General features: G+C 63.9%; 19 protein-coding genes and 1 pseudogene. 5 read left to right on the top strand and 15 right to left on the bottom strand.

What is annotated here, in order from left to right; translation table 11 throughout:
- Positions 1-28: 28 nt before the first annotated feature.
- From GSQ87_RS22945 to GSQ87_RS09045, 3 genes are all read right to left on the bottom strand, one after another.
- Positions 29-334, bottom strand: coding sequence for a TlpA disulfide reductase family protein (locus GSQ87_RS22945; RefSeq protein ID WP_256375881.1), 306 nt, complete (start codon positions 332-334; stop codon positions 29-31).
- A 67-nt stretch (positions 335-401) separates the two neighbouring features.
- Positions 402-914, bottom strand: coding sequence for a hypothetical protein (locus GSQ87_RS09050; protein ID WP_216839164.1), 513 nt, complete (start codon positions 912-914; stop codon positions 402-404).
- Positions 915-958: 44 nt separating this feature from the next.
- Positions 959-1,852 (bottom strand): SDR family NAD(P)-dependent oxidoreductase, encoded by an 894-nt coding sequence (locus GSQ87_RS09045; protein ID WP_158915149.1) that lies wholly within the window; start codon positions 1,850-1,852, stop codon positions 959-961.
- A 185-nt stretch (positions 1,853-2,037) separates the two neighbouring features.
- Between GSQ87_RS09045 and GSQ87_RS09040 the strand changes: the two genes are divergently transcribed.
- Entirely contained in the window at positions 2,038-2,724 is a 687-nt protein-coding gene (locus GSQ87_RS09040) for a TetR/AcrR family transcriptional regulator (protein WP_158915148.1), read from the top strand.
- On the top strand, positions 2,717-2,881 hold the full coding sequence (locus GSQ87_RS09035; RefSeq protein ID WP_158915147.1) for a hypothetical protein: 165 nt from the start codon (positions 2,717-2,719) through the stop codon (positions 2,879-2,881). Before GSQ87_RS09040 ends, GSQ87_RS09035 begins: the two co-directional genes overlap by 8 nt.
- Positions 2,882-3,468: 587 nt before the next feature.
- On the opposite strand, the gene GSQ87_RS09030 is transcribed toward GSQ87_RS09035, so the two are convergent.
- A complete protein-coding gene (locus GSQ87_RS09030) occupies positions 3,469-3,951 on the bottom strand; it encodes a MucR family transcriptional regulator (RefSeq protein WP_158915146.1) in 483 nt (160 codons plus the stop codon).
- Between the two features lie 80 nt (positions 3,952-4,031).
- Here GSQ87_RS09030 and GSQ87_RS09025 point away from each other — a divergent pair, with 80 nt between their 5' ends.
- Positions 4,032-4,406 carry a hypothetical protein gene (locus GSQ87_RS09025; RefSeq protein WP_158915145.1) on the top strand — a complete coding sequence of 125 codons (375 nt, stop codon included), beginning with the start codon at positions 4,032-4,034 and terminating at the stop codon, positions 4,404-4,406.
- Between the two features lie 776 nt (positions 4,407-5,182).
- Here GSQ87_RS09025 and GSQ87_RS09020 read toward each other — a convergent pair.
- The 5 genes from GSQ87_RS09020 to GSQ87_RS09000 form a co-directional block, all read right to left on the bottom strand.
- Positions 5,183-6,913 (bottom strand): hypothetical protein, encoded by a 1,731-nt coding sequence (locus GSQ87_RS09020; RefSeq protein WP_158915144.1) that lies wholly within the window; start codon positions 6,911-6,913, stop codon positions 5,183-5,185.
- A 35-nt stretch (positions 6,914-6,948) separates the two neighbouring features.
- Positions 6,949-7,353, bottom strand: a complete 405-nt coding sequence (locus tag GSQ87_RS09015; protein ID WP_158915143.1) for a hypothetical protein — start codon at positions 7,351-7,353, stop codon at positions 6,949-6,951.
- 50 nt (positions 7,354-7,403) lie between these two features.
- The gene (locus tag GSQ87_RS09010; protein ID WP_158915142.1) at positions 7,404-7,580 is read right to left on the bottom strand and encodes a hypothetical protein; all 177 of its coding nucleotides are present in this window, start codon (positions 7,578-7,580) and stop codon (positions 7,404-7,406) included.
- Positions 7,581-7,585: 5 nt separating this feature from the next.
- Entirely contained in the window at positions 7,586-7,765 is a 180-nt protein-coding gene (locus GSQ87_RS09005; RefSeq protein ID WP_158915141.1) for a hypothetical protein, read from the bottom strand.
- A 167-nt stretch (positions 7,766-7,932) separates the two neighbouring features.
- On the bottom strand, positions 7,933-9,189 hold the full coding sequence (locus GSQ87_RS09000; protein WP_158915140.1) for a cupin domain-containing protein: 1,257 nt from the start codon (positions 9,187-9,189) through the stop codon (positions 7,933-7,935).
- Between the two features lie 205 nt (positions 9,190-9,394).
- Here GSQ87_RS09000 and GSQ87_RS08995 point away from each other — a divergent pair, with 205 nt between their 5' ends.
- Complete coding sequence (locus GSQ87_RS08995; RefSeq protein ID WP_158915139.1) at positions 9,395-10,258, top strand: LysR substrate-binding domain-containing protein; 864 nt, start codon at positions 9,395-9,397, stop codon at positions 10,256-10,258.
- A gap of 243 nt (positions 10,259-10,501) precedes the next feature.
- Positions 10,502-10,636 (top strand): annotated as a pseudogene (locus GSQ87_RS08990) (integrase); the annotation flags it as partial.
- Between the two features lie 42 nt (positions 10,637-10,678).
- Here the strand turns inward: GSQ87_RS08990 and GSQ87_RS08985 are convergent.
- The 6 genes from GSQ87_RS08985 to GSQ87_RS08960 all read right to left on the bottom strand — a co-directional run bounded on the left by GSQ87_RS08985 (position 10,679) and on the right by GSQ87_RS08960 (position 20,707).
- The gene (locus GSQ87_RS08985; RefSeq protein ID WP_216839162.1) at positions 10,679-14,197 is read right to left on the bottom strand and encodes a DUF3857 domain-containing protein; all 3,519 of its coding nucleotides are present in this window, start codon (positions 14,195-14,197) and stop codon (positions 10,679-10,681) included.
- 135 nt (positions 14,198-14,332) lie between these two features.
- Positions 14,333-16,243: a S9 family peptidase gene (locus GSQ87_RS08980; protein WP_158915137.1), complete on the bottom strand. Its 1,911-nt coding sequence runs from the start codon at positions 16,241-16,243 to the stop codon at positions 14,333-14,335.
- Between the two features lie 555 nt (positions 16,244-16,798).
- Positions 16,799-17,974: an epoxide hydrolase family protein gene (locus tag GSQ87_RS08975; RefSeq protein ID WP_158915136.1), complete on the bottom strand. Its 1,176-nt coding sequence runs from the start codon at positions 17,972-17,974 to the stop codon at positions 16,799-16,801.
- Positions 17,975-17,982: 8 nt separating this feature from the next.
- Positions 17,983-19,083, bottom strand: coding sequence for an alpha/beta fold hydrolase (locus tag GSQ87_RS08970; RefSeq protein ID WP_216839160.1), 1,101 nt, complete (start codon positions 19,081-19,083; stop codon positions 17,983-17,985).
- Positions 19,080-20,198 carry an alpha/beta fold hydrolase gene (locus GSQ87_RS08965; protein ID WP_216839157.1) on the bottom strand — a complete coding sequence of 373 codons (1,119 nt, stop codon included), beginning with the start codon at positions 20,196-20,198 and terminating at the stop codon, positions 19,080-19,082. The genes GSQ87_RS08970 and GSQ87_RS08965 overlap by 4 nt, the downstream gene beginning before the upstream one ends.
- Complete coding sequence (locus GSQ87_RS08960) at positions 20,195-20,707, bottom strand: DUF302 domain-containing protein (protein WP_158915135.1); 513 nt, start codon at positions 20,705-20,707, stop codon at positions 20,195-20,197. The genes GSQ87_RS08965 and GSQ87_RS08960 overlap by 4 nt, the downstream gene beginning before the upstream one ends.
- Positions 20,708-20,721 lie beyond the last annotated feature (14 nt).

The raw sequence follows: 20,721 nt of genomic DNA, 5'->3' as shown, positions 1-20,721 counted from the left end.
CACCTTCAACCGTGGTTGAAGGTCAAGCCTATGCGCATTGGTGAACTGACGAAGTGAGCCAGACCCGCGCGTCGGCGGCTTCGTGAAATCGATTCAACAAGGGCAGATCGATCCGGCAGGCGGCGCACCACGTCGCCCAGACGTTGATCAGCATGACCTTGCCAGGCACGGCCGCCAGCCGCACCGGCTGGCCGTCGGGCCGGGTCAAGGACACCGAGGGGAGGCTCTGCGCCGGCTCTATCAAGGTGAACCGCCCCCTCCCGGTTCGGAAAAGCGGTGGATTGTCGAGGGGCCGAGCAAGACCGCATCCCGCGGTTACCGAAGCGGAGACCATGCCAACCAACGGCGCCAGAGGTGCGCGACGGGTGCGCGGGCGACCGCAGTAAGTCCCGCTGGGCTCGCTATCCATGGATGTAGGCCCAGCCCGTCTCCTGCAATTCGGCAATCCGGCCAATGCCAAATGGCACTAGCCTCGCACCTTGAATCGGGTTGATCGGGTGTCCCTCTCGCTCCTGGGCGAGCTGACGCGATGCGTCACACATGCTGAAGACGATGTCGGGCATCATCCGGCGCAAGGCGGCCAACGGTTGCTGAAGCGAAGACGTGTCGTCTCGGAAGAGCTTGATTCCCGAACCGTTCGCCACGATTTCAATCTGCACCGTCTCATGCTTTTCGGCGTAGGCGCGAGCGAGGCTCAGCGAGTAACTGATCGCGTGACCCATGACCTTGTCGTCATCGGAGTCGATCAGGATCACGACATGGTGTCGCCTCGCCGTGCGGGTGGTGATCACGCGGGCGAACGCAGGTGTCGCCAGGCTGGTCATTTCGCTGGAAGCGAGCGCAGCGAGGACAAGCCAGAGAAGGGCTCGACGCTTAAAGCCCGTAATCCCGCTCGAGACCTCAAGCTTGCCCATTGGTCTGGTTCTTTCCGGAAAGGCCGTCTGTACCTGGCCGGGCTTCAGTCGGCTGCGGGCAGGCCAACCAAGGCCGCGCTGTCGCGCCAAAGGCTGGCCATCGCAGCGTCATCGCTGGCGAGCTCCGAGATATCCGGCCACGTCAGGCGGCGTTTGATCTGGGAGGCGTAGAGCCGCCCCGTAGGTGAAACGGTCCGGCCTAGCGCCAGGTCGGCCAGAAGGGCTCCGCCACCTGCAGGGGTGTTCATGCGCAGGAAGACGCTCAGAATGGGCAGCAGTACCGCGAAGACAAATTTGAAAGCGGGCGACTGGTGGCGGGATAGCTGCGTCCCGGGTGTAAGACCTGGATTGAAAGCGATCACTCTGATCCCCCGCTCTTGCGCGAAGGCGGATGACGCCAAGGCGCGGGCGGTCAGCAGGTTGCAGAGCTTGGACGCCGCGTAGGCGCGCAGTCCCGACCTCGGGCCTTGCGATTTCGCGAGTTCGACCTCGCCGCGGACCAGCTTGCCGGCGTCGGCGTGCTCGGGCGGTGCGATGGGGTTGGTCTTTGGATCATGGAGGTTGCTCGTCGTCATCACCACGATCGCCCCCGGCGCCAGCCGTGGCGTCAGCAGCCGGAGCAGCAGATAATGGGCGAGATGGTTCACGGCGAAGGTGGTCTCGAACCCGTCTTCCGTGCGGTGTTTGACATCGCCCACCTGAACGGCGGCGTTGAGCACGAGCCCGTCTATGCGAGCGTCGCCGAGCCTTTGTTCCACCGCCGCCGCGAAGCTGCGCACGCTGGCGAGGCTGGCTAAGTCCAGCGGTAGACATTTAATCTTCGAGGGCGCCTTGCCGCGCGCGCCAACCAGGAGCCGGACATTCGGGTCTCTAAGCATTTGCTCCGCCGCGACGAGCCCGATGCCGTTCGTCCCACCTGTCATCACGATCGTTTTCATATGAGCGTAGCCTTTCCGGGGCGCTTGCAACCTCGACCACGTCGGATCTTCCGCAGCCTTGTGGGTGCATTCAGTGGGCGCTGAAGCCTCCATAGTTAGAGCGGTCGTTCGATCTATTTATGAGTGGGTGTCAATCTCGGGTCAAGGGTTGTTAGATTGAACGCTCTAGGTTAGGGGGCCTCTAGATGCGAAAAGTCGATCCGGTCAAATACGAGGAGAGGCGCGGCGGAATCCTCGAAGCGGCGGAACGCTGCTTCGCGCGTCACGGCTTTCATGGGGCGACCATAGCGCAAATTTGCGCGGAAGCGGGCATTAGCCCCGGCCATCTGTACCACTACTTCGAGACGAAAGAGTCCATCATCGCAGCCATTGCGGATTCGGAGCTCGAATACGCCAAGTCTCGATCTGCGCAGATGCTGGAAAGTTCCAATCTGATTGCGGCGCTGATCTCCGAAATCGAGCTTGTGAACATCCGACATAAGGAGACGGGCCCGGGAGTCTTGCTTGATATGCTGGCTGCGGCTGGACGGAATGCTGCGGTAGGAAATATATTGCGAGAAAACAGCGCCAGTGTGTGCGAACTGTTGGCCGAACACCTGCGCAGTGGGCAGGCCAGCGGTCAAATCGATGCGGGCCTTGATGCGGATACGGCGGCCGCGGTTTTGCTCAGCCTTATCGACAGCTCCAAGACCTTATCGATTCGCGTCCCGAATTTAGATCCGAAAAAACGGTCGAAAGCTCTTGAGCAACTGATCACACGGTTCCTATCGCCGCCGGGCGCCCACGCCCAGACCACAGTGGGTTCCGTCATCGTCGAGGGCGACAAGACTTCCGCCAGCGCCCAGGCTGTGACGACCCAGAACAGTGCTTGACATCGACCGTGGCTCGGTGGTGACGATTTTGCCAATCGGACGAGGAGCCGACGCAGCGGCCTACGATCCCGAGCGCCACTGGGTGTTCAGTTCGAACGGCGCGGACGGGACGCTAACGGTCATCCAGCAGAGCGGCGCCGACAGCTATACCGGTTGAGGCCCTTCTTATTTGCAATGGAATGCGATGACGGTTGCCTCCGAATAGGGAGCAAGCCGGGCTGGAGCCACGCCTAAACATTTGCTCTGACAATGCCGCCTTGCGCTCTCAGCCGCGCTGGGGGCCCTCGGCTGTTCGGGTCTGCTGCATTAGCTCGGAGCTGAGGTGGTCGATCCAATCCTCCAGCATTTTCCGAGAATGGGCCGGACATCGAAGATAGACGCGCTCAGCGTCCGCTAGCAGGTCAAGAAAAGCGACTCGGAGGTCCATTTGGCCTAGGTACGCGGGGCGGCCCGCATCGGCCAGCCCACAAACTCATTAAATGAGTCTTAAGTGATCTCGCACCTGGAGCGGGGCGCCGGTCTAGTCTCTGACCCGACCTGTTCCTGGCAGGGGATCGGCAAAGGTGCGACCCTCTGCGAGCATGTCCGTAAGGCTGTCGATCACCCTCGCGTAAAATTCGCGCAATTTGGGCGCGGCCTTGAGGTAGGCCCGGTGCGCGTCCCGTAGCATGGCCATTTCGTCCGACATAACGGACAGGTAGGCGGGCCGGCCTACAGGGGCCAGCCCGCTCACCTTACGGATGATTAGGCGGCCTTCTTGGCCTTGGGCCCGGGCTTGCCCTTTGCAGCGGTCTTCGCCGGGGCCTTGGTCGCGACTGGCGCTGGCGCTGCGGCCTTGCGACCCAGGCCGAGGCTTTTGGCCAAGTTGGACCGTTGAGCCGAATAGGCGGCGGCGACCATGGGGTAATCTTTCGGCAGGCCCCACTTGGTCCGGTACTCGTCGGGGGTCAATCCGAAGCCCGAGAGGTGACGCTTCAGAGACTTATATTTTTTGCCGTCTTCCAGGCTGATCAGGAAGTCGGGAGTGACGGATTTCTTGATCGGAACCGCTGGGGTCGGAGCTACTGCTTCCGCAGGTTGGTCAGCGGCCGACAGCGCCTTGAATGTCGCAGAAATCAGTGCGGGCAGGTCGGCAACCGGGACGTTATTGTTGCTGACGTATGCGGCGACGACATCGGCGGTCAATTCGATCATGGTCTCGGGCGCTTCCTGGGCTTCTTCATTCATGGGGAATACTCCTACTCGAATCGGGTGGTGAATACTGACAGAGTATTCCCGTTTCCTTAATTTTCCAATCTGGGGCGGCAATGATCGTAGATGAGCAAGCTGTGATCGGCGAATATATCGTCAAAGCTGGCCGGGATTTGGAGAATCGTCTGGAAAAGGCCGAGATGCGGCATTGTCAGACTAACCGATTGGTGGGGAGGGGCAGCGAGTGGGCAGCTATGAATCGCAGCCTGTTTCGCTGCTTCAACAGCTCGCCGGATGTGATCCGAACGGCGGCGCTGATGTACGTTAAATACCCTCTGTCGCTGAGGAGGGGGGAGGGCCTGCTTGCCGAGCGGGGCGTCGCCGCCAGCTATGAGCCAGCTATGAGACGGTGCGGTTCTGGTGGAATCGACGCGATCCGCGCCGTCTTCCACAACCACTTCAACCCGGAGCGCGCCTCGTCGGCCGCATAACCTGCAAAGACCGACGCTCAGCCGCCCTGGTCGAGTGGCGGCCGGTCGCGGGATAGAGCTGGCTCGGGTTTGAGCGAACTGCGCCCAACTGGAGACAGTTTCTCGTTGGACTGACAGCGCTCGGGGGAGAGATCACATCGACAAGGGGCGACTGCAAAATGGCGCGATTCCCATACAGCCGGGTGCTCATCGCCCACTTAAGAGTCCGGTTTGAAAGTTTTCCCCTTATCGGCTTCTATCCGCCAATATGTATCATTCCCCTTCAATCCGTCCTGCACGATGCTTTCAATGTTGTTCAGCCGATTTTCGATTTTCGCGAGCGCTGCTGCGGCCTTCAGAGAAGCGTCCTCTGAGTCTTGCCGAGCTAAAAGCCGGCCCAGCAACAATTTCGTCGCCGTGCTCAAGCTAGCGAGTTCACGCCTCAAGGCCAGGAGTGAAAGCCGATCATACTTATTGAAGTGCCGCTCTCGAGAAATCCTGGAGCGGACGACTGCGGTCGCCCACTCTGTCAAGGACATGCCTGCGAGGCGCGCCTCCGCCCGCATTCGCTCCAGGTCGCACTCCATGAGATGAAGGTAAAGCCTTGTATCCGCGGATGAGCCGACGCTTGAGCGCTTTTGTTTGCAGGTATCTGTGGAATTTTGAGGAATATTTCCCATGAATTCGGTATTTATGTTTGAATCGGGGGCGAACGGTAATTTTCAATCTATGTGAGGCATGCGTCGAGTGGCGAGCCGAAGCAAATGTAACTTCGGTTCGCCTTATCGCGCCGTTATTTAGAACGGATAGTATCGGAAGCTTGTGAATAGCATGTTGTCGTGGGCTGTCGGTGCGCCGCCAACTCCGCCGAAAGCTTCACGGTCGATATAGGACCACTGCAAGCCAAGGCGGACCTGACCCCAGGGGCCCGAGTACATCTTCTGCCACAGACCGGCGGTCAGCTCCGATAGCATACGGGTGTTGCCGGTGCAGGTGAGGGTAGAGGCTTCTACGTCGCATCCGGTGTTCACCGCGGTGAAGGCGCCGTAGCTGCCCTTGCCGCCGTCTGGACGATCGTCGTGCTCCTCGCCGCCGAACACGTAGATGTCCAGGTCTTTGGTCGGGTGTCCGGTGACGCCGAACATGGCCGCGGTTTCCTCGATCGCCGTGATCTTGCCGCTAGGCGTGAACGCCACGTCCGGTAGACCCGCTGTCGCGTAGCGGCCAACGCCCTTGCCGGTGACGCCGGAGAGCTGGACGTCCAGCCAGCCTGGAATGGCCTGTGCGGTGAGGCCGCCGCCGACGCTGCCGGCGCTCAGGTTGTTGCTCTTCAGGTTACCGAGCTGCTCGTAGAACGAGCGGTACATGCCGAACACCTCGCCATGGACGTGCCGGCCCATGACGTCCTGCTCGGTGGCGACCTTGCCGATGAGATCGGGGATGTGGTTGATCGATTGGGTGGCGGGTGCGACGCCGCTGACAGCGGTCACGGCGCCGCCGGTGGATGTGGTCGACAGGGTTCCGGTATCTCCGCCGAAGAAGCCGGACCCATTGTTGATCGTGGTGATCACGTTGGCCGCTGCCGGCGCCGAACCGCCGAAGGTGGTCTGCGGATTTTCCGCCGACACCGCCAGCCAGAGGCTCTTGTTGAACAGGTCCTTGGTCACGCGGAGCTGCGGCTGCCGCGTCCAGACGAAGCCGGCCACGTATTGCGCATCGATCGAGGGAGGGATGACCTCGTTGCGCGGGCTGATGCCCTTGCTGTTCATGGTCGCCAGCGACCAGTTCTGGCCCGCTAGGATGTGCCACCCCTCGTCGGCCCAATCCACGGTCCCGTACAGATTGCGAATCCGCAGGTTGTAGGAGTTGGACTGGTTGGAATTGGCGGTCTGGGCGGCGGCCTGGAAGTCGAACTCGCCATACATGCTGAGCTTCAGGTCGGGATTGACCTGGCCTTCGGCGAGGCCGGACAGACGGCTCTGGCGAGCCGTCTCGCGGAATTCTTCCGCATGGCCCTGGCGCGATTGGGCGAAGGGGATTGAATTGAATGGCGAGGAGATGTCGGCGGCCAGATTATGCTGACGATAGATGCCCGCTGCTTCGATGAAGCCGCCGGGGGTGATCTTGACGCCCTTGACGTAGATGCCGTCGGTCTTGGGCTTCACCTTGTCGATCTCGGCGGCGACGGCCGTCGGGATGGACTGGATGATGGCGGCGGTGGCGTCGGCGTCCTGGGCCTGGGCGGTCTGGACTTGTTGCTGCGCAGCGGTGGCGACCGCCTGGGCCTGCTGGATTTGAGCCTGAGTCGCAGCCTCGGCCTGGTCCTTGGCGTCCAGGCGAGCCTGCAGAGCGTGGAGCTCATCCCGCAACGTGGTCAACTCGCTGGAGGCGGCCGTGTGGATCGTCTTCTTATGGACGATCCGCTTATGGGCATGATGGGAGTCGGCCGCCTGGGCGGCGACGCTCGTCGCCACAGCGATGAGCGCGCCGACCGCAGCGCCACGGAAAAGCGTGGTCTTGGTATGCATTGGAACTGTCCCCTCGGGTGGATTTGGCCTGCGGATTACAGGCCAGCCTTGGTTCGGCTTACGGACGCGGCCGCGACGGTTCCGTCGGCGGCGGGCGTGATCTGAATCTTCCAGGTGATCTCATCCAGGCTCATGCCGGGACGATGCTCAAAGGAGGAATGGGTGCAGGAGATCGCCCCGCCTTGGGCGCTTGGGAGGCGGCAGAAGGCGCCGGCTTTGCGCACCACTTGAGTGGCGGCCTGAACGGGCATCCCTACGCTGATGTTCTGAGCGAAGAAGGCCCTCGCGGCCGGCTCGCGTTGCTCCAACGGCATGAATTCGGCTGATTCAAACGTGAAGCGGGTGGGCGTCGCGAGCGCGCTCGAAGCTGCCGTGAACAGAAGCGTTGCAGCCAGAACCCGGACGGCGTTCGGGCGGCAAGCGTTCGAGGAAATGATCATTGTTGGCTTCCATTTCAGGTTGGAGGGGTAGGAGGGGGAAAGGCGGGTCCTCACCGCATGAACTCGTGGACGAAGGCGTACCCGGCCTGGGCGGTGGCCACGCCCAGCAGTCCCCGCAGCGCCAGCAGACCGCCACGCGCCGCTGGGCTCAGGCGCATGGGCGGTGGGGGCGACCGGGCCCAGGGACGGGCGTCGTCGGGTCGGTCGAGGTGGGAAAGGGCCTGCATGACGCTCAGCCGATCTTGACGCCGATGGCGCCGAGGAAGCCCACGACGGCGTATGCGCCGCCGGCGAGCGCGGTCAGGGCGGTGATGGAGACGCCCAGCACATTGGTCAGCCGCCCGTTCATATGCGCGCTTATGATCTGGCGGTCGTTGCCGAGCATCAGCAGGAACACCAGGGCCGAGGGCATCAGGGTGGTGGCCAGCAGGGCGCGTCAGGAAAGAAGGCAGGCTCGAGGCGAACCCCGGCTCCGGGGCGAACGCATCGAGGGGCGGCGGAGACATGCTCGCGCTCCTTCGGGTTCAATGCGAATGGAAGAAGGCCTGGCTGGGTCTTTCGGTCCAGGCAGGCCAAGGCTCAGACGGGGAGGACGTCCGGCCGAGCTTTGGAGAACTGCGCGATCAGCGCAGGGTCCATATTGAGATGCTGGGAGACCAGTTCAGGCGGTGTGCAGGCCAGCCATTGGATCAAAGACACTTCGGCGAACCGTTCAGCCTTGAAAATCTCAAGGAAGACCAGATCCGTGTTACCGACGTTCTGGACGTAGTGACCGAAGCTCTTCTTGACGTACCCAAGATCGCCGGGTCGGAAGTCGGCGGTCTGGGCGCGCGGTCCGGTGTTGAACACCGTCATCCGGGCCCGGCCCTTGAGATAGTACTGCCACTCGTCCGCATTGGGGTGCCAATGCAGCTCCCGCAGACCGCCAGGCTTGATGGTGACTAGCGCTGCGGCGATCGTCTTGGAGATCGGGAAGTTGCGGCTGTCGATCACCTTCACTTCGCCGCCGCGAGTGGCCCGGGTCGGCTTCATGTCGTTCATGGAGAAGGTGAATTCGAATTCCGGCTCGCCATAGGGAGAGGCGATCGCGCGCTGGACCTGCGCCAGCGGCGGCGGTTCGGGCGCCTGATAGATCCATAGGTTGTCGACCGGGATGTTCTTGAAGGCGCTGACCGGCAGGTTGAAGTTCTCCGCCAGGATTTCCGGAGGTGTGTGCGCGATCCAGTCGGTCAGCAGCAGGGTGTTGAACTCAGACGAATGACCGTTGTCGAACACCAGGGTGAATTCTGCGCCGGATGGGCCAAGGCCCTGGAGGGAATGGGGCAGGCCGGGCGGGAAGTACCAGAGCTCGCCCTCCTTCACGTCGCGCACCGCCGGGCGACCGTCGCCGTCGATCACGGTGATGCGGCACTTGCCGTCGGTCATCACCGCCCACTCGGCCTGTTGGTGCCAATGCAGTTCGCGCACGCCGCCGGGACCCAGGCGCATGTTCACGCCAGACACGGCTTCCGAGATCGCGAAGTCGGCCTGGGTCACTTCGCGCGCCCAGCCGCCGTTCTGGATGCGCTTATGGGCGTTGTTGAACGAGGCCCAGAACAGATCCATCCCGTCTACGTCGGTGGCCGGCGGATTTTGGAACGACGGGAATTCATCGGCGAGCGCGGCGTTCTGCGGGCCAGGATTTTTCAGCGTGACCGGATTGGCGACGTTGATGGCGCCCTGAGGCGGACGGTCGGGATTGCCGAAGACAGCGGCGTTCGCCGCCGTGCCGACGGCCGCGACAGCGCCGCCAACGGCTGTAGCGGTGAGCAGGTTGCGCCTGGACATTTCAGTCATTGATTTCGCCTTAGGCTTGTGGCGGCAGTTATGGCTCTTGCAAGCGCACTTCGCTCGCGAGTACTTCCAATTACAAAATTGGGACGCACGTTACATCAGGTTGTATTGATAAGGTCCGCGCCTCTCAAAATCTTGTCGTTGATCTTGTAGGGGCGGATGCGTAGGATCGATATTGATTAGTGTCATGCCGGTTTTGAATGATCCTATGTACGACGTAAATCTGCTGCGCACGTTTCTAGCCGTCGTGGACGCGCGCCATTTCACGGCGGGTGGCGCGGCGATCGGGCTCAGCCAATCGACGGTCAGCCAGCATATCCGTCGTTTGGAGCTCATCTGCGGTCGGCAGCTGCTGGCGCGCGACACCCACGCGGTGACCCTGACGACGGACGGCGCCGTGATGGTCGGGTTCGCCCGCGACATCGTGGGGACGAGTCTTCAGGCGGTGGACTATTTCTCGGGGGCGGCGCCTCGAGGGCGGGTGCGGTTTGGCGTTTCCGACGATTTGGCGTTGACGCGTCTGCCGGTGATCTTACGCGAACTTATTCAAGCCAATCCTTTGCTCAGCATCGAGCTGACGGTCGGGCTGACCAGCATGCTGTATCAGAAGCTGGATTCCGGCCGGTTGGATCTTGTGTTCGCTAAGCGGCAGCCCGGCGATGATCGGGGAAGGCTGGTCCAGCGGGAGCGACTCATCTGGATCGCGCATAGCGAGCTGGAACTGGACGCCGCCGATTCCGTCCCCCTGGTGCTCTACCCCACCTCCAGCATCACCAGCGCCCTGGCGGTGGACGCCCTCAATCGAGCCGGGCGCCCGTGGTTCGTCGCATGTTCCAGCGAAACCTTGAGCGGGGTCCGAGCCGGCGTGCGGGCCGGCCTGGGCGTCACCGCGCAATCGCCCCTCCTTCTGCAGATTTCCCAGGGGGATTTGGTGCAGGCCCCCCAGAGCGCCGGCCTGCCGGAACTTGGCGAGGTCGAATTCGTGGTGCTCGGCCGAAGTGTGAAGCTTCAGGGCGCCATCGCGGCCTTGGCGGCTCTGGTCGAAGAACGGGGACCGGCCCTTTGGGATTAATGATCCCCGGTATGGCCTGAGGTTGCGCGGGATTTCTGCGCTCGCGCCTTAGCGGGTCTCGGGCCTTTTTTCATCAGGTTGCGGATAAATGAATCGACTGGGCGACCCCCGTCGCGATTGGCGCATGCGTGCGTTCCTGTTGGCGCTCCCCTTTGGCATGATCAGTACGCTCGTCGGCGGCGGCGACGTCGCCCGCGCGCACGTTCCCGCTTCCGACGCGGGGCGCCACCCAGGTCAGCGACGGCCTGGATTCGCGGTTGCGATCTCGTAAAGCTTCGGGTTAGCGATATTGCTCCAGGTGGCACGCTCCGGCAGCGAGCCACAGTGATCCAGCAGAAAACGGGACGGTCCGCGCCATTCGAGATCACCGACTCCACCCATAGCCTGCGCCGAACCAAGGCGAAGAACGGGAACAAACGCCTAATCACCGCCGGGTTTTGGAGTTGTCTCCGCCCGCGTGCGGTCCATTGGCGAGCCGTCGGCCGGAGATAGCCCCATCCGCTTGAAGTTGTCGGCGATGATGGGGCCCAAGGCGAGGGCTGCGGCGATGTCGCGTTTGCTGTCGGCGGTCTGGCCGAGTCGGCCCTTTACCAACCCCCGACCGTACAGGGAATTGGCCTCGTCCGGGTTGATCTTGAGGGCTGCATCATAAGCCTTCAGAGCCTCGCCGTCGCGACCTAGCCGCATAAGCACGAAGCCACGGCTGTCGAGGGTGGCCGCGTCGTCCGGCCTCAGCTTCAGTGCAGCGTCGCAATCGGCCAGCGCGCGTTCCAGATGCATCTGCTGCACGGCCAGCGAATAGCAGATGCTGTTCAACGAGCCTGGGTCGCGATCATCCGCCTCGGCGACATCGAGCGCCTTGTCCGCCTCCGCGTCACGGCCCAGCCTGTGCAAGAGCACGATCCGGTCCATACGCAGGCCGAGCGAGTGCGGCGCGTCACGTAGGGCCTGCTCGCAGTCCGCAAGCGCGGTCTGTGGCCGCCACTTGGCTTCGAGTTCCCATTCGCAAAGGGTGGCGGGCCTGGCGGCGGCTTTGCCGGTCAGGGTGTGCGCGCGATCGAAGTCGGCGTCCATCTTCGCCGACTGGTCGAGACGGCCCTCGAGCATGGCGCGGGTGGCGGCCAGGGCGCCGTCATCCTCCGGGTGATCCTTCACCAGCCGGTCGATCAGGGTGAGGGCGCCTGGGTAGTCCCTCTGCTGAACGGCGGTGTTCACCTTCCAGTACTGTGCGAAACTGTTGGTCGGCTCCAGCTTCAGGGCGGCGTCGACGTCCGCGGTCGACTTGGCGCTAGCGTAGCCGCCATCGGTGTCGGCGCGCATCAGCCAGGCCCCGGCGTTGGGCTCCAGCTTCAGGGCGGCGTCGATGTCGGCCCGCGCAGCGTCCTGGTCGCCGATACTTAGGTAGGCGTGGGCGCGCTTCAGCAGGTCGTTCGCCGTCCCGCCCGGCGCCTGAGCCAGCTGGGCCTTCGCCACTGCTTTGTCGTGGTGATCTGTCCATTCGATCAGTCCACGCCACATGTGGGCCTTGCCGGCGCTCTCGGGGTTATGGCTCACGAGGGCGTCTAGGTTCTTGCGAGCCGCCTCGAGGTCGGAGGAACTCATCTCAAGCTCGATCAGATGTTCCAAAGCGAACTCGTTCCCAGGCGCAAGAGCGAGAACCTGCTCGTATCCAGCTCGCGCTCCCTTCGCGTCGCCCGTGGCCTGAGCCAGTATGGCGCGGGCGTTCGCCGCCACGAGGCTGGGCGGGCCCAGCTTATCGGCCTTGTCGGCATCATCAGCCGCACCTGGCTCGGCTAGCCATGCCCGGGCGACTGCGCGCTCGGCCCAGGCGTCCTGAGACCTTGGGTCGAGCGCGATCGCCGCGTCGAACTCGGCCGAGGCCTCCCTGAATCGATTGACCTCCAACAGCACGTGACCACGATCCAGGTGGCCGTCCAGGTTGGAGGGGTGGCTGTTCAGCGTCGCCGCATCGTTGGCGGCCTGGGCGTGGATGCCGGCCGGGGCGTAGACGCCCTGCTCCCCCAGCTGGGTCAGCGGATCGACCGAGGCCTTGGCCTCCATCGCCGTGATCTCCGGCTGTAGGGCGCGGGTGCTCGCGACCACGCGCAGCACGTTGCCGGCGATGGTGGCCGAGCGGCGGTAGGCCAGGCCCGCAATGACCTTGTCCACGTCGGCGCCCTTGGCGCTTTCCGGCGGAACGACGTCGCCCGGCGGCAGGACCACGCTTTCGTCGATTTCGACGTAGGCGGGGAAGTCGACGACATACGGGGCGTCGGGGTCGCTGGCGGCGGGATCGCGCTTGATGTCCGGCGCGCCGCCCAGCTCGACATGCTGCAGCTCAAGACCGGAACCCGACCAGTCGAGCTTGCTCGCGCCGTCGGCCGTGAGCTTTTCCTCGCCGGTCGCCGGGTCCCAGGCGGCGGCGACATGGGCCGCCGTGAAGGCCGTATGGACGCCCGCCCAGTACTGCTTCAGCGCCGACTCCATACGATCGGGCGGAACCGCGGAGAGCTGGGCGTGCAACACCGCCGCCGCATCCCCGCGGAAGATGGTCTCGAACCTGGTCGGCAGGGGCGCAGTGACCCCGCCGGAACCGTCGTACCGGATCACCTGCGACATCTGCGGCCGCTTGGGCGACGCCGGCGCAATATGCACGAGCTTGCCGTCCGCGGCGCCCATGGGCAGGACCCAGCCATAGGCGGGCGTGGCGATGTCGTCCAAAGCTCGGTCGCCTTGGCGCGCGCCGTCCAGCCAGTAATCCTGGCCGCCGAGCCGTACGCGCACCAGCACGTGGTTGAACAGGGCGGCCGAGGGCAGGCGTGCGTCGAGCCCGTCGCCGCCGCCGATACTGGCCAGCGCCGGCTCGGCCGTTACGCCCAGTTCGCGCAGCAGGGCGAGCAGCAGGACAGTCTTGGCCTTGCAGTCGCCGTAGCGCACCCTCCAGGTCTCGTCGGCGGTCTGGGGCATGTAGCCGCCGTCGCCGTCCGCGTGGGCGAGATAGCGCACCTGCCCCTGCACCAGCTGCAGAGCCGCTGCGGCGCGGGCCTTGGGATCGGAGGTGGTCTTGGCGATCTGGCGGGCTTGCGCCGCCACCGCGGAGTCAGGCGCCAGCTGGGCGGCCTTGAGATACAGCGGCGCCATGATCTGCGCCACGTCCTTCCAGTCCGTCAGGGTGGTGAACTCGACCTGACGACCGTGCAGGAAGCGTGCCGGCGCATGTGCAGGCACGATCGGCGGGCGGACATCCTCCAGGTCGAGTGTCGCAGTGGTCACGCCGCCAACCTCGGTGCGGCGTAGCGGCGCCAGGCCGGCGGTCTCACGCCAGCGAACCGGGAGCGAGGAGGGCCAACGCGCCTCCAGCCGGAAACGGTTCACCGGCGTCCAGTCCCACCCGGCGATCAGCGCTCCGGTCCGCCCCTTCAGCAGAGGGTCGGCGTGGCGGATCGAGACGGCGATGTCGATCACGTCGCCCACCTGCAGCCCCTCGGGCTGGAGCACCGCCGTCAGGACGCCGGTGAGCATCGCCTGCTCCAGCCCCGTCTCCCGCCGCAGCACGGTGAAGGCGCCGTCCTTGGGCAGGATGTCGATGGTCTGCCCGTCGCGTACGATCCGGGCGTGGTGGAAGGTGAGGGTGTCGCTCCAGGGCGACCATTGGAAGGGGATCGCGCCCAGGGCCTGAAGGCCGGTGGGGGACTGCACCTTGGCCTGGATTTCATGGAACTCGGTCCAGCTGTCGGCGTCCAGGCTGAGCTGGATGTCGTCCAGCCGCATCACGACGGGCAGACCCTGAATGTCGCTCTTCTCGGGCGGGATGGCGGGCGCGGCGCGCACCCAAGACGGCGCGGCCCCGACCTGTGGTGTGTTGGCCGCCGCGGCGGCCTGTGGTTGCAGAGCCAGCCAAGCCAAAACCCAGGCGCTAGCCAGTAGACATGTCTTCATGCTCAAAGCGGATCTCCCCGGCGCGATCATCCAAAAAGCGGCGTGGGTCTGCAATAGCTAAGCTCTCCGGCGGCGGGGCGCGCCGGCAGGACGTGATAGCCGGACGCCTTGTCCTCCCTTGCCCTTAGCAAGGCCCTAGCCTGGCGGATTGTGTTCCAGAACGAAGTTGACGGACGCCTGCAGCATCTGGGTGCGGGTGGCCGGGCTGGAAAGCCAGTGATCCTCGCCATCCAGCTTCAGCAGCTGGTGAGGTTTGCCTGCTTTCTGGAGCGCGTTATCCATGGTGTCGCTCTCCGCAGGAGGCACTACCGTGTCGTCCTTCCCGTGTATTAAAAGGATGGGGGCGTCCGCCTTGGAGGCCTGATGGAGCGGGGAGCGCGCCCGCAGGCTATCTTCCCCCGACCACGTGGCGCCCATGGCTCGCTCTTCCCATCGTGCAGCGAGATTGTTACGTCCGTTGTGGCCAGCACGCGCCATCATGGTTCCGAGATCGCTGACGCCCCCATACGATACGGCGCATCGATATACGCCTTGTTGCAGCGTCACTCCGGCCAGCGCGGCATAGCCGCCGTAGCTGCCGCCCACAATGCACACGCGTTTCGGGTCGATTGTTCCCTGGGATGCGAGGAAGGCGATTCCGTCGGACAGATCGCTCTGCATCTTGCGTCCCCATTCCCCATAGCCCGCCCGACGAAAGGCGCTGCCATAGCCGCCGGAGCCGCGATAGTTCGGCTGCAGGACAGCGTATCCCCGCGAGGCGAACGCCTGCGCCCACCAGTCGAACCGCACCCGATCGGTGATCCCGATCGGCCCGCCGTGCGGCAGCATAACGAGTGGGAGGCGTTCGGGCTTGCGTCCCGGCGGCAAGGTCAGAATGGCTTCGATTTCGAGCCCATCTCCGGCTTTGTATCGGACGAGGCTCGCCGGGCCCACGTCCGCTGGCTGGATGTCGGGATAGGCCTGAGCGAGCGCACTCGCCTTCCCGCTTGTCAGATCGACGAACCAGTAGGTCCCAGCATCGTCGGCGCCTTCGGTAAGCAAAATTAGCCGGTCGAAGGCTGCATCATAGGAGATCAGGCTTACATGGTACTTGGCAAACGGCTTTCGAGCCGCTTTGAAACGTTTTTTCAGCAGTGGATCGAAGAAGTCAGCGTCGCCACGGTGCAGATCCATCGCGCCGAGAAGGGTGTTATGGTCGGCCGAGAAATACACTTTCCCATCCTTTAGGTCCTGGAAAAGCTCCTGGGGTTTACCTGTTCCTTGTAGCGGAACCTCAACGACGGAATCTTCGTCTCCACTCTGATCTTCGACCAAAACGGTATCGGCGGTGCGGCCCAGTCCGATCAGCGCCAGATCGGACACCTTCGAGGTCCTGCTGAACACCACATGGTCGCCAGTCGCGCCCGCATAGAGTGACCACATGTTCGTAACGGGATTGAAGGCCGAGCGGGCGGCGATACGCCCTTGCTCGTCGAGTACCCATTCATGCCCAGGCGCATTGCTGTTATTGACGGTGGTCGCCGTTCCGTCTTCGAGGTCGACTCTAAATAAGTCGGTGCTGCTGCCTCGACCAAGCAACTGGCTGCGAAAATAGCCGAAGCGGTGACCATTTAACTCCGCAGTTCCATAATAACCCAATATGTTGCCAATCGCGGAAGTTCGTTTTGTCAACAATTCGAGCGACTTGCCAGTTTTTACGTTTAGGCTGACAGTGCTCATCATTTCGTATTCGTAGGCGTCAACAGATCGATGATGCAGTGTCGTACTGACGAAAACGAGCAGATGGTCATTCCCTGCCCATCTCAGATAACGGGATTTCATCTGACCAAGAGATAGGGTCTGTAAAGGTGCGCCATCGACGGTTTGTACAATAAGGCGACGCTTGTCAGACTCTACGGAGACATAGGCGAGGGCTTTGCCATCTGGCGACAGCACCAAGTCTTCCGTGGCTGGGAGCTTCCCATAAACAGTGAGTGGTGGCGTAGCCCATGCGGGACTCAAGCCAAACCAAAGCACGGCCAAGCCGGCCAGCAGCCATTTAAACATGAACGAGAGCCCCCAGCCTCATTGAAGCCGAGGGGCGTGACGACGTCAACCCTGCCTTGCATTCAGGGTTTGGCGCCTTGAATTGTCCAATGCCTGTCGCCGCCTGAAACTCAACCGGCGCGCACCCTGGGGCCTGGCTTGGGAGCGAGGCGGCTTCGATTGGGGCCTTTTATCTGCGACGCTGGTGCTGGCGATCTCGGTCTTCGCCACGCGGCTCTATCAGCTGAAACGTATCTTGCCATGAGCGCGGCAGCCGCAAAAGGATGACCTCTAGTGCATCCGTGGTGCCGCAAGCCGTCGGTCAGCTGCCGGCGAACTCTGGCGTCGGTGATGCCACAAGCAGTCCGCGGAAGTCGGGTTCTGGAGCCAGACCGATGTCCGGAAAGGAACGCCAGCACGCATCGGCTCAGTTCCCGAAACTCGCCTTTTGGCTATGTCTGCTATGTGGCCGTGGCGGTGAGTCCGCTAGACCTCCAGCTTCGGACAATACGTCGGAACTCGGCGCCCTCTCTTCCGAGCCGCCGGTGGCGGCTTAGGGCGCTGTGCAGACGGAAGCTATGGCGCCGAGTTTCTAACGGTGTGGAACGCCCTGCGTAATTCATCGACGAAAATTTCTGGCTGTTCGAAAGCGGCGAAGTGACCGCCGCGGTCGAGCTCGTTCCAGTGGATGAGATTGGGCCAAAGCGCCTCGGCCCATGCGCGTGGAGGGCGATAGATTTCCTTTGGGAAAATCGAGGCCGCGATTGGCAGATCGATCCGCCCGGCCGAATAGGATGGCGGACCCGGCTTGGTATTCTCGAGATAGAAACGGGCCGATGAAGCGGCGCTGTCGGTCAGCCAATAGAGGGTGATGTCGTCTAGCATGGCGTCGGTCGAGAGAGCGTCCTCGGGTCGGCCATGATTGTCGGTCCAAGCGTGGAACTTCTCGTAGATCCACATGGCCTGGCCGACAGGAGAATCGGCCAGAGCGTAACCCAGGGTTTGGGGGCGGGTCTGCTGCGCCTTGGCGTAGCCGGTCCCATAATCCAAGAAGCGTTGCAGGTCGGCGTAGGCGGCTATCTCGGCGGGCGCGGGATGCGCCGGCTTTTCCGCGGGAAATACATAGGGCCAGTTGGTATGCGCCGCGACTAACCCCGGGGGCCGCATCTGGGCCAGGGCGTGCACCACGCGCGAGCCCCAGTCCCCGCCCTGCGCCACCCACCGGTCGTAGCCGAGCCTCTGCATCAGAACGGCCCACGCACGCGCCGTACGGCCCGCGTCCCAACCTCGCTCCGAAGGTTTGTCGGAGAAGCCGAATCCGGGGAGCGATGGGATAACCACGTGAAAGGCGTCCTGCGCCCGCCCGCCGTGACGGGTGGGGTCCACCAGTGGATCGATGACGGCCAGGAACTCGACGAACGAGCCGGGCCAGCCATGGGTCAATACGATCGGCAGGGCCCCAACGTGGGGCGAGCGTACGTGGAAGAGGTGAAAACCGAGGCCGTCGATCCGGGTGCGCACTTGTGGATAGACATTGGCCTGCGCCTCGAACCGCCGCCAATCATAGTGGTCGCGCCAATGGGCGATGAGAGCCCGTGCGACGGCGAGCGGCACGCCCTGGCTCCAGTCCTCCGCGGGGCCGGCGTCGGGCCAACGCACGTCGGCCAGGCGCCGGTTCAGGTCGTCGAGTCGCGCCTGCGGAACCGCGATGCGGAAGGGTGTCAGCGCGTCGGTCGCGGGAGGAAGGATCATGGACTCGCTCACATTCCCAGTTTCGCCGATCGCCACCGGTCGATCGCCGCATTGACCTCGGCCTGGCGCTCCAGCGGTAGCCAATGGCCGCCCGGAAGGTCGACCACGGTCAGATCGGCGCAGGCTTGGTGCATCGGCTCGCCGAGCCGGCTTCGGGTGATGTCGCAGATCCCGTCCCACGCGCCGTTTAGGAACAGGATGGGTTGGTGAAGCCTGCCTCTATCAGGTGCGCCCTCGGCATAAGCGATGTTGGCCGCATCGTTCAGATACCAGGCGTCTGCGGGACCAAACCCGGTCTTGCGGAACGCCGCTGTCCAGGTGTCGAAGTCCGCCTGCGGGATCATCGAGGCGCCCGGTAGCGTCGGCGGCGCCCGGTGTGCAGCGCCGTAGCGACCGCCGTTGGCCGTCACCCTGGCCGTGGGCGAGGGCTTGCCGACGTCTGCTGGCGAGCCGGGCTTCAAGATCGAAGCCAGGGTGGCGGGAATATCCGCTTCATAGTCGCGCGCCGCCTGGTCGAAATGAGTTTGATAGAAGCGGAAATAGTCCCATTGGCCGTCGGGGTATTGATCAACCGGATAGAGGCTGCGGTCGACCAGGGGGGTGAGGTTCGCCAGGGCGAAGCCTCGCGGGAAATAGGGCAGAGAGATCAGGACCGCGCCGCGGCACCGCTCGGGATGACGAGCGGCGAGGGCGCTGACGACCGGGCTCCCCCAGTCGTGGCCCACCCAGACAGCGGGCGCGCCGCCGAGGGCGTCGTGCAGTTCGATTATGTCGGCGACCAGCTCCCGTATCGCATAGGCGCTCGTGGCTTTCGGCGTGGAAGAGCCGCCGTAGCCGCGCATGTCCGGCGCGATGCAGCGCCAGCCGGCGACCGCGAAATGCTCCATCTGGGCGCGCCAGACCAGGCTGAGCTCCGGCCAGCCGTGGACGAAGATCATCGGTGGTCCGTCGGCCGGCCCTGTGTCGAGGTAGGCGGTCGTGTGCCGCGGGGTGGCGACCCGGCGAACCGTGAAAGACGCGTCCTCAGCCACGGCCGGACCCGTCAGGGCGACGCCGGCGAGGGAGCCGACAAAGGCGCGGCGATGCACGGCGATCATCGCGCCGCTCATGTCCCATCGCCGAGCCAATGCATGAATTTGGCCACCTGGTCGGCCCAGAGTTCCGGATGGGCCATGGTCAGGTGGCCGAACGAGCTTGGCGTTCCGGGTTGCACCACGGCGCGGCCGTTCGGCACCCGCTTGATGTCGGTCTCGAGGACTTGCAGGACGTCGGGGTTGAACTCGTCGTCACCGAAATTAAGCGCGTAGAGCTTGGTGCGGATGCTTCCGAGGCCGGGCTCGGGATCGTAGTCGGCCGACGACTTCAGGGAATAGATCACGTCGCTCGGATCGGCTCCGGCGGATTGGGCGGCGGCGTCGGCCAGGAACGTGTCGGCTGAGGTGGTGTCCGGGGCGATGGCCTGCATGTGGGGCACGCCGTCGATCATCATCCGCAGGAGCTGATAGGATTGGGTCCAGCCCTTGAAAGGCTTGGTATAATCGCCGCCCTGCCAGTCCGGATCGGTCTCGATGTAGCTGATGGCCAGCCGGCGCCAGATCAGGTTGCGCCCCGAGACCTTGATGGGGAGCGACACCACTGGCATCACCCCGTCCATCGCCTCTGGATAGGTCTCGGCCCACTGCCAGGCGTTCATCCCGCCCATCGACATGCCGAGGATGGCGTGAAGGCGTTTGATCCCTAGGGTCTCAGTCACCAACCTGTGTTGCAGGTCGACCATGTCGCCATAGGTGTAGTGCGGAAACCGCGCCCTCAGGCCCTCGCTGGGCCGCGAGGAGCGGCCATGGCCGATGCTGTCGGCGAAGATCAGGTAGTAGCGGCGCGCATCGAGAGGGCGGCCCGGCTCGAATAGGGCCTTCATATAGGTGGGGGTCAGCAGCGCGCGGCTGTCGGACCCGGTCCAGTGCAGCACCAAGACCGCGTTGTCGACACCGCCGTCCTGGCCCCGGTGGGGCGTGCCGAGCGTGGCGTAGTGTATGCGCACCTTGGCTAGGGTCTCGCCATCGCGGAAACGGTAGTTGTCGTACCAGGCGTCGGCCTGCGGGGCGGCGGGGTTGTCGCCTTGCCCCCAGGGGCCGGCGTTTTGCGCCTGGGCGGGGCTCGAGACCGCCGCCACGGTCGCGACCGCCGCAAGCGCGCCCGCCATCCCGGAGGCCTGCCGGATCATGCGACAGTTCCTGCAATCGGCTCGCGCCCCACAGCCTGTTCGGCCAGCGCCGCCAGCTTGGCGTCGAGTTTCGCCGCCGCCGCAGCCGCTTCGGGATTGTTCAAGCGGCTCATCAGACTTGAGGGCTGATCGTAGGCGATCCGCGTCTCGCCGTCCGCCGTCTCATAGATCATCAGCCGCACCGGTACGTTCAGGCCGACGCGCAGATCGTGCTTCAGCATGGTGCGTGCGATCAGGGGATTGCCGAGCGTGTAGAGCCGGCATTTGGCCCGCTCGCCGTAGAGCGCTAGCCAGGCGCCGTGATCGAGCATGAGGAAGCGCATGAATCCGCTGTCGCCTTCATGGCCGCGGATCCGGCGCTCAAAGTCCTGCAGGTCCGTCGATGCGGCGAGTTCCTCCGCGAACGCACCGTCTTCGATTTCGCCGGTGGCGGCTTCGAAGGCTGCGACCACGTCCTCGAAGGATCGGTTGCTGCGGTGCTCGATGTGCTGAACTGCGTAAACGTCCATGGTCATGTCTCCAT

The sequence above is a fragment of the Caulobacter sp. S45 genome (assembly GCF_009765965.1).
Classification (GTDB): Bacteria; Pseudomonadota; Alphaproteobacteria; order Caulobacterales; family Caulobacteraceae; genus CAHJWH01.
This window is presented reverse-complemented; position numbering and strand designations above follow the sequence as displayed.

Bases quoted from the DNA above. Each gene is read 5' to 3' on its own strand.
- GSQ87_RS22945 (WP_256375881.1), bottom strand. From the start codon at position 334: ATGGTCTCCGCTTCGGTAACCGCGGGATGCGGTCTTGCTCGGCCCCTC.
- GSQ87_RS09050 (WP_216839164.1), bottom strand. From the start codon at position 914: ATGGGCAAGCTTGAGGTCTCGAGCGGGATTACGGGCTTTAAGCGTCGA.
- GSQ87_RS09045 (WP_158915149.1), bottom strand. From the start codon at position 1,852: ATGAAAACGATCGTGATGACAGGTGGGACGAACGGCATCGGGCTCGTC.
- GSQ87_RS09040 (WP_158915148.1), top strand. From the start codon at position 2,038: ATGCGAAAAGTCGATCCGGTCAAATACGAGGAGAGGCGCGGCGGAATC.
- GSQ87_RS09030 (WP_158915146.1), bottom strand. From the start codon at position 3,951: ATGAATGAAGAAGCCCAGGAAGCGCCCGAGACCATGATCGAATTGACC.
- GSQ87_RS09025 (WP_158915145.1), top strand. From the start codon at position 4,032: ATGATCGTAGATGAGCAAGCTGTGATCGGCGAATATATCGTCAAAGCT.
- GSQ87_RS09020 (WP_158915144.1), bottom strand. From the start codon at position 6,913: ATGCATACCAAGACCACGCTTTTCCGTGGCGCTGCGGTCGGCGCGCTC.
- GSQ87_RS09015 (WP_158915143.1), bottom strand. From the start codon at position 7,353: ATGATCATTTCCTCGAACGCTTGCCGCCCGAACGCCGTCCGGGTTCTG.
- GSQ87_RS09010 (WP_158915142.1), bottom strand. From the start codon at position 7,580: ATGCAGGCCCTTTCCCACCTCGACCGACCCGACGACGCCCGTCCCTGG.
- GSQ87_RS09005 (WP_158915141.1), bottom strand. From the start codon at position 7,765: ATGCCCTCGGCCCTGGTGTTCCTGCTGATGCTCGGCAACGACCGCCAG.
- GSQ87_RS09000 (WP_158915140.1), bottom strand. From the start codon at position 9,189: ATGACTGAAATGTCCAGGCGCAACCTGCTCACCGCTACAGCCGTTGGC.
- GSQ87_RS08995 (WP_158915139.1), top strand. From the start codon at position 9,395: ATGTACGACGTAAATCTGCTGCGCACGTTTCTAGCCGTCGTGGACGCG.
- GSQ87_RS08985 (WP_216839162.1), bottom strand. From the start codon at position 14,197: ATGAAGACATGTCTACTGGCTAGCGCCTGGGTTTTGGCTTGGCTGGCT.
- GSQ87_RS08980 (WP_158915137.1), bottom strand. From the start codon at position 16,243: ATGTTTAAATGGCTGCTGGCCGGCTTGGCCGTGCTTTGGTTTGGCTTG.
- GSQ87_RS08975 (WP_158915136.1), bottom strand. From the start codon at position 17,974: ATGATCCTTCCTCCCGCGACCGACGCGCTGACACCCTTCCGCATCGCG.
- GSQ87_RS08970 (WP_216839160.1), bottom strand. From the start codon at position 19,083: ATGAGCGGCGCGATGATCGCCGTGCATCGCCGCGCCTTTGTCGGCTCC.
- GSQ87_RS08965 (WP_216839157.1), bottom strand. From the start codon at position 20,198: ATGATCCGGCAGGCCTCCGGGATGGCGGGCGCGCTTGCGGCGGTCGCG.
- GSQ87_RS08960 (WP_158915135.1), bottom strand. From the start codon at position 20,707: ATGGACGTTTACGCAGTTCAGCACATCGAGCACCGCAGCAACCGATCC.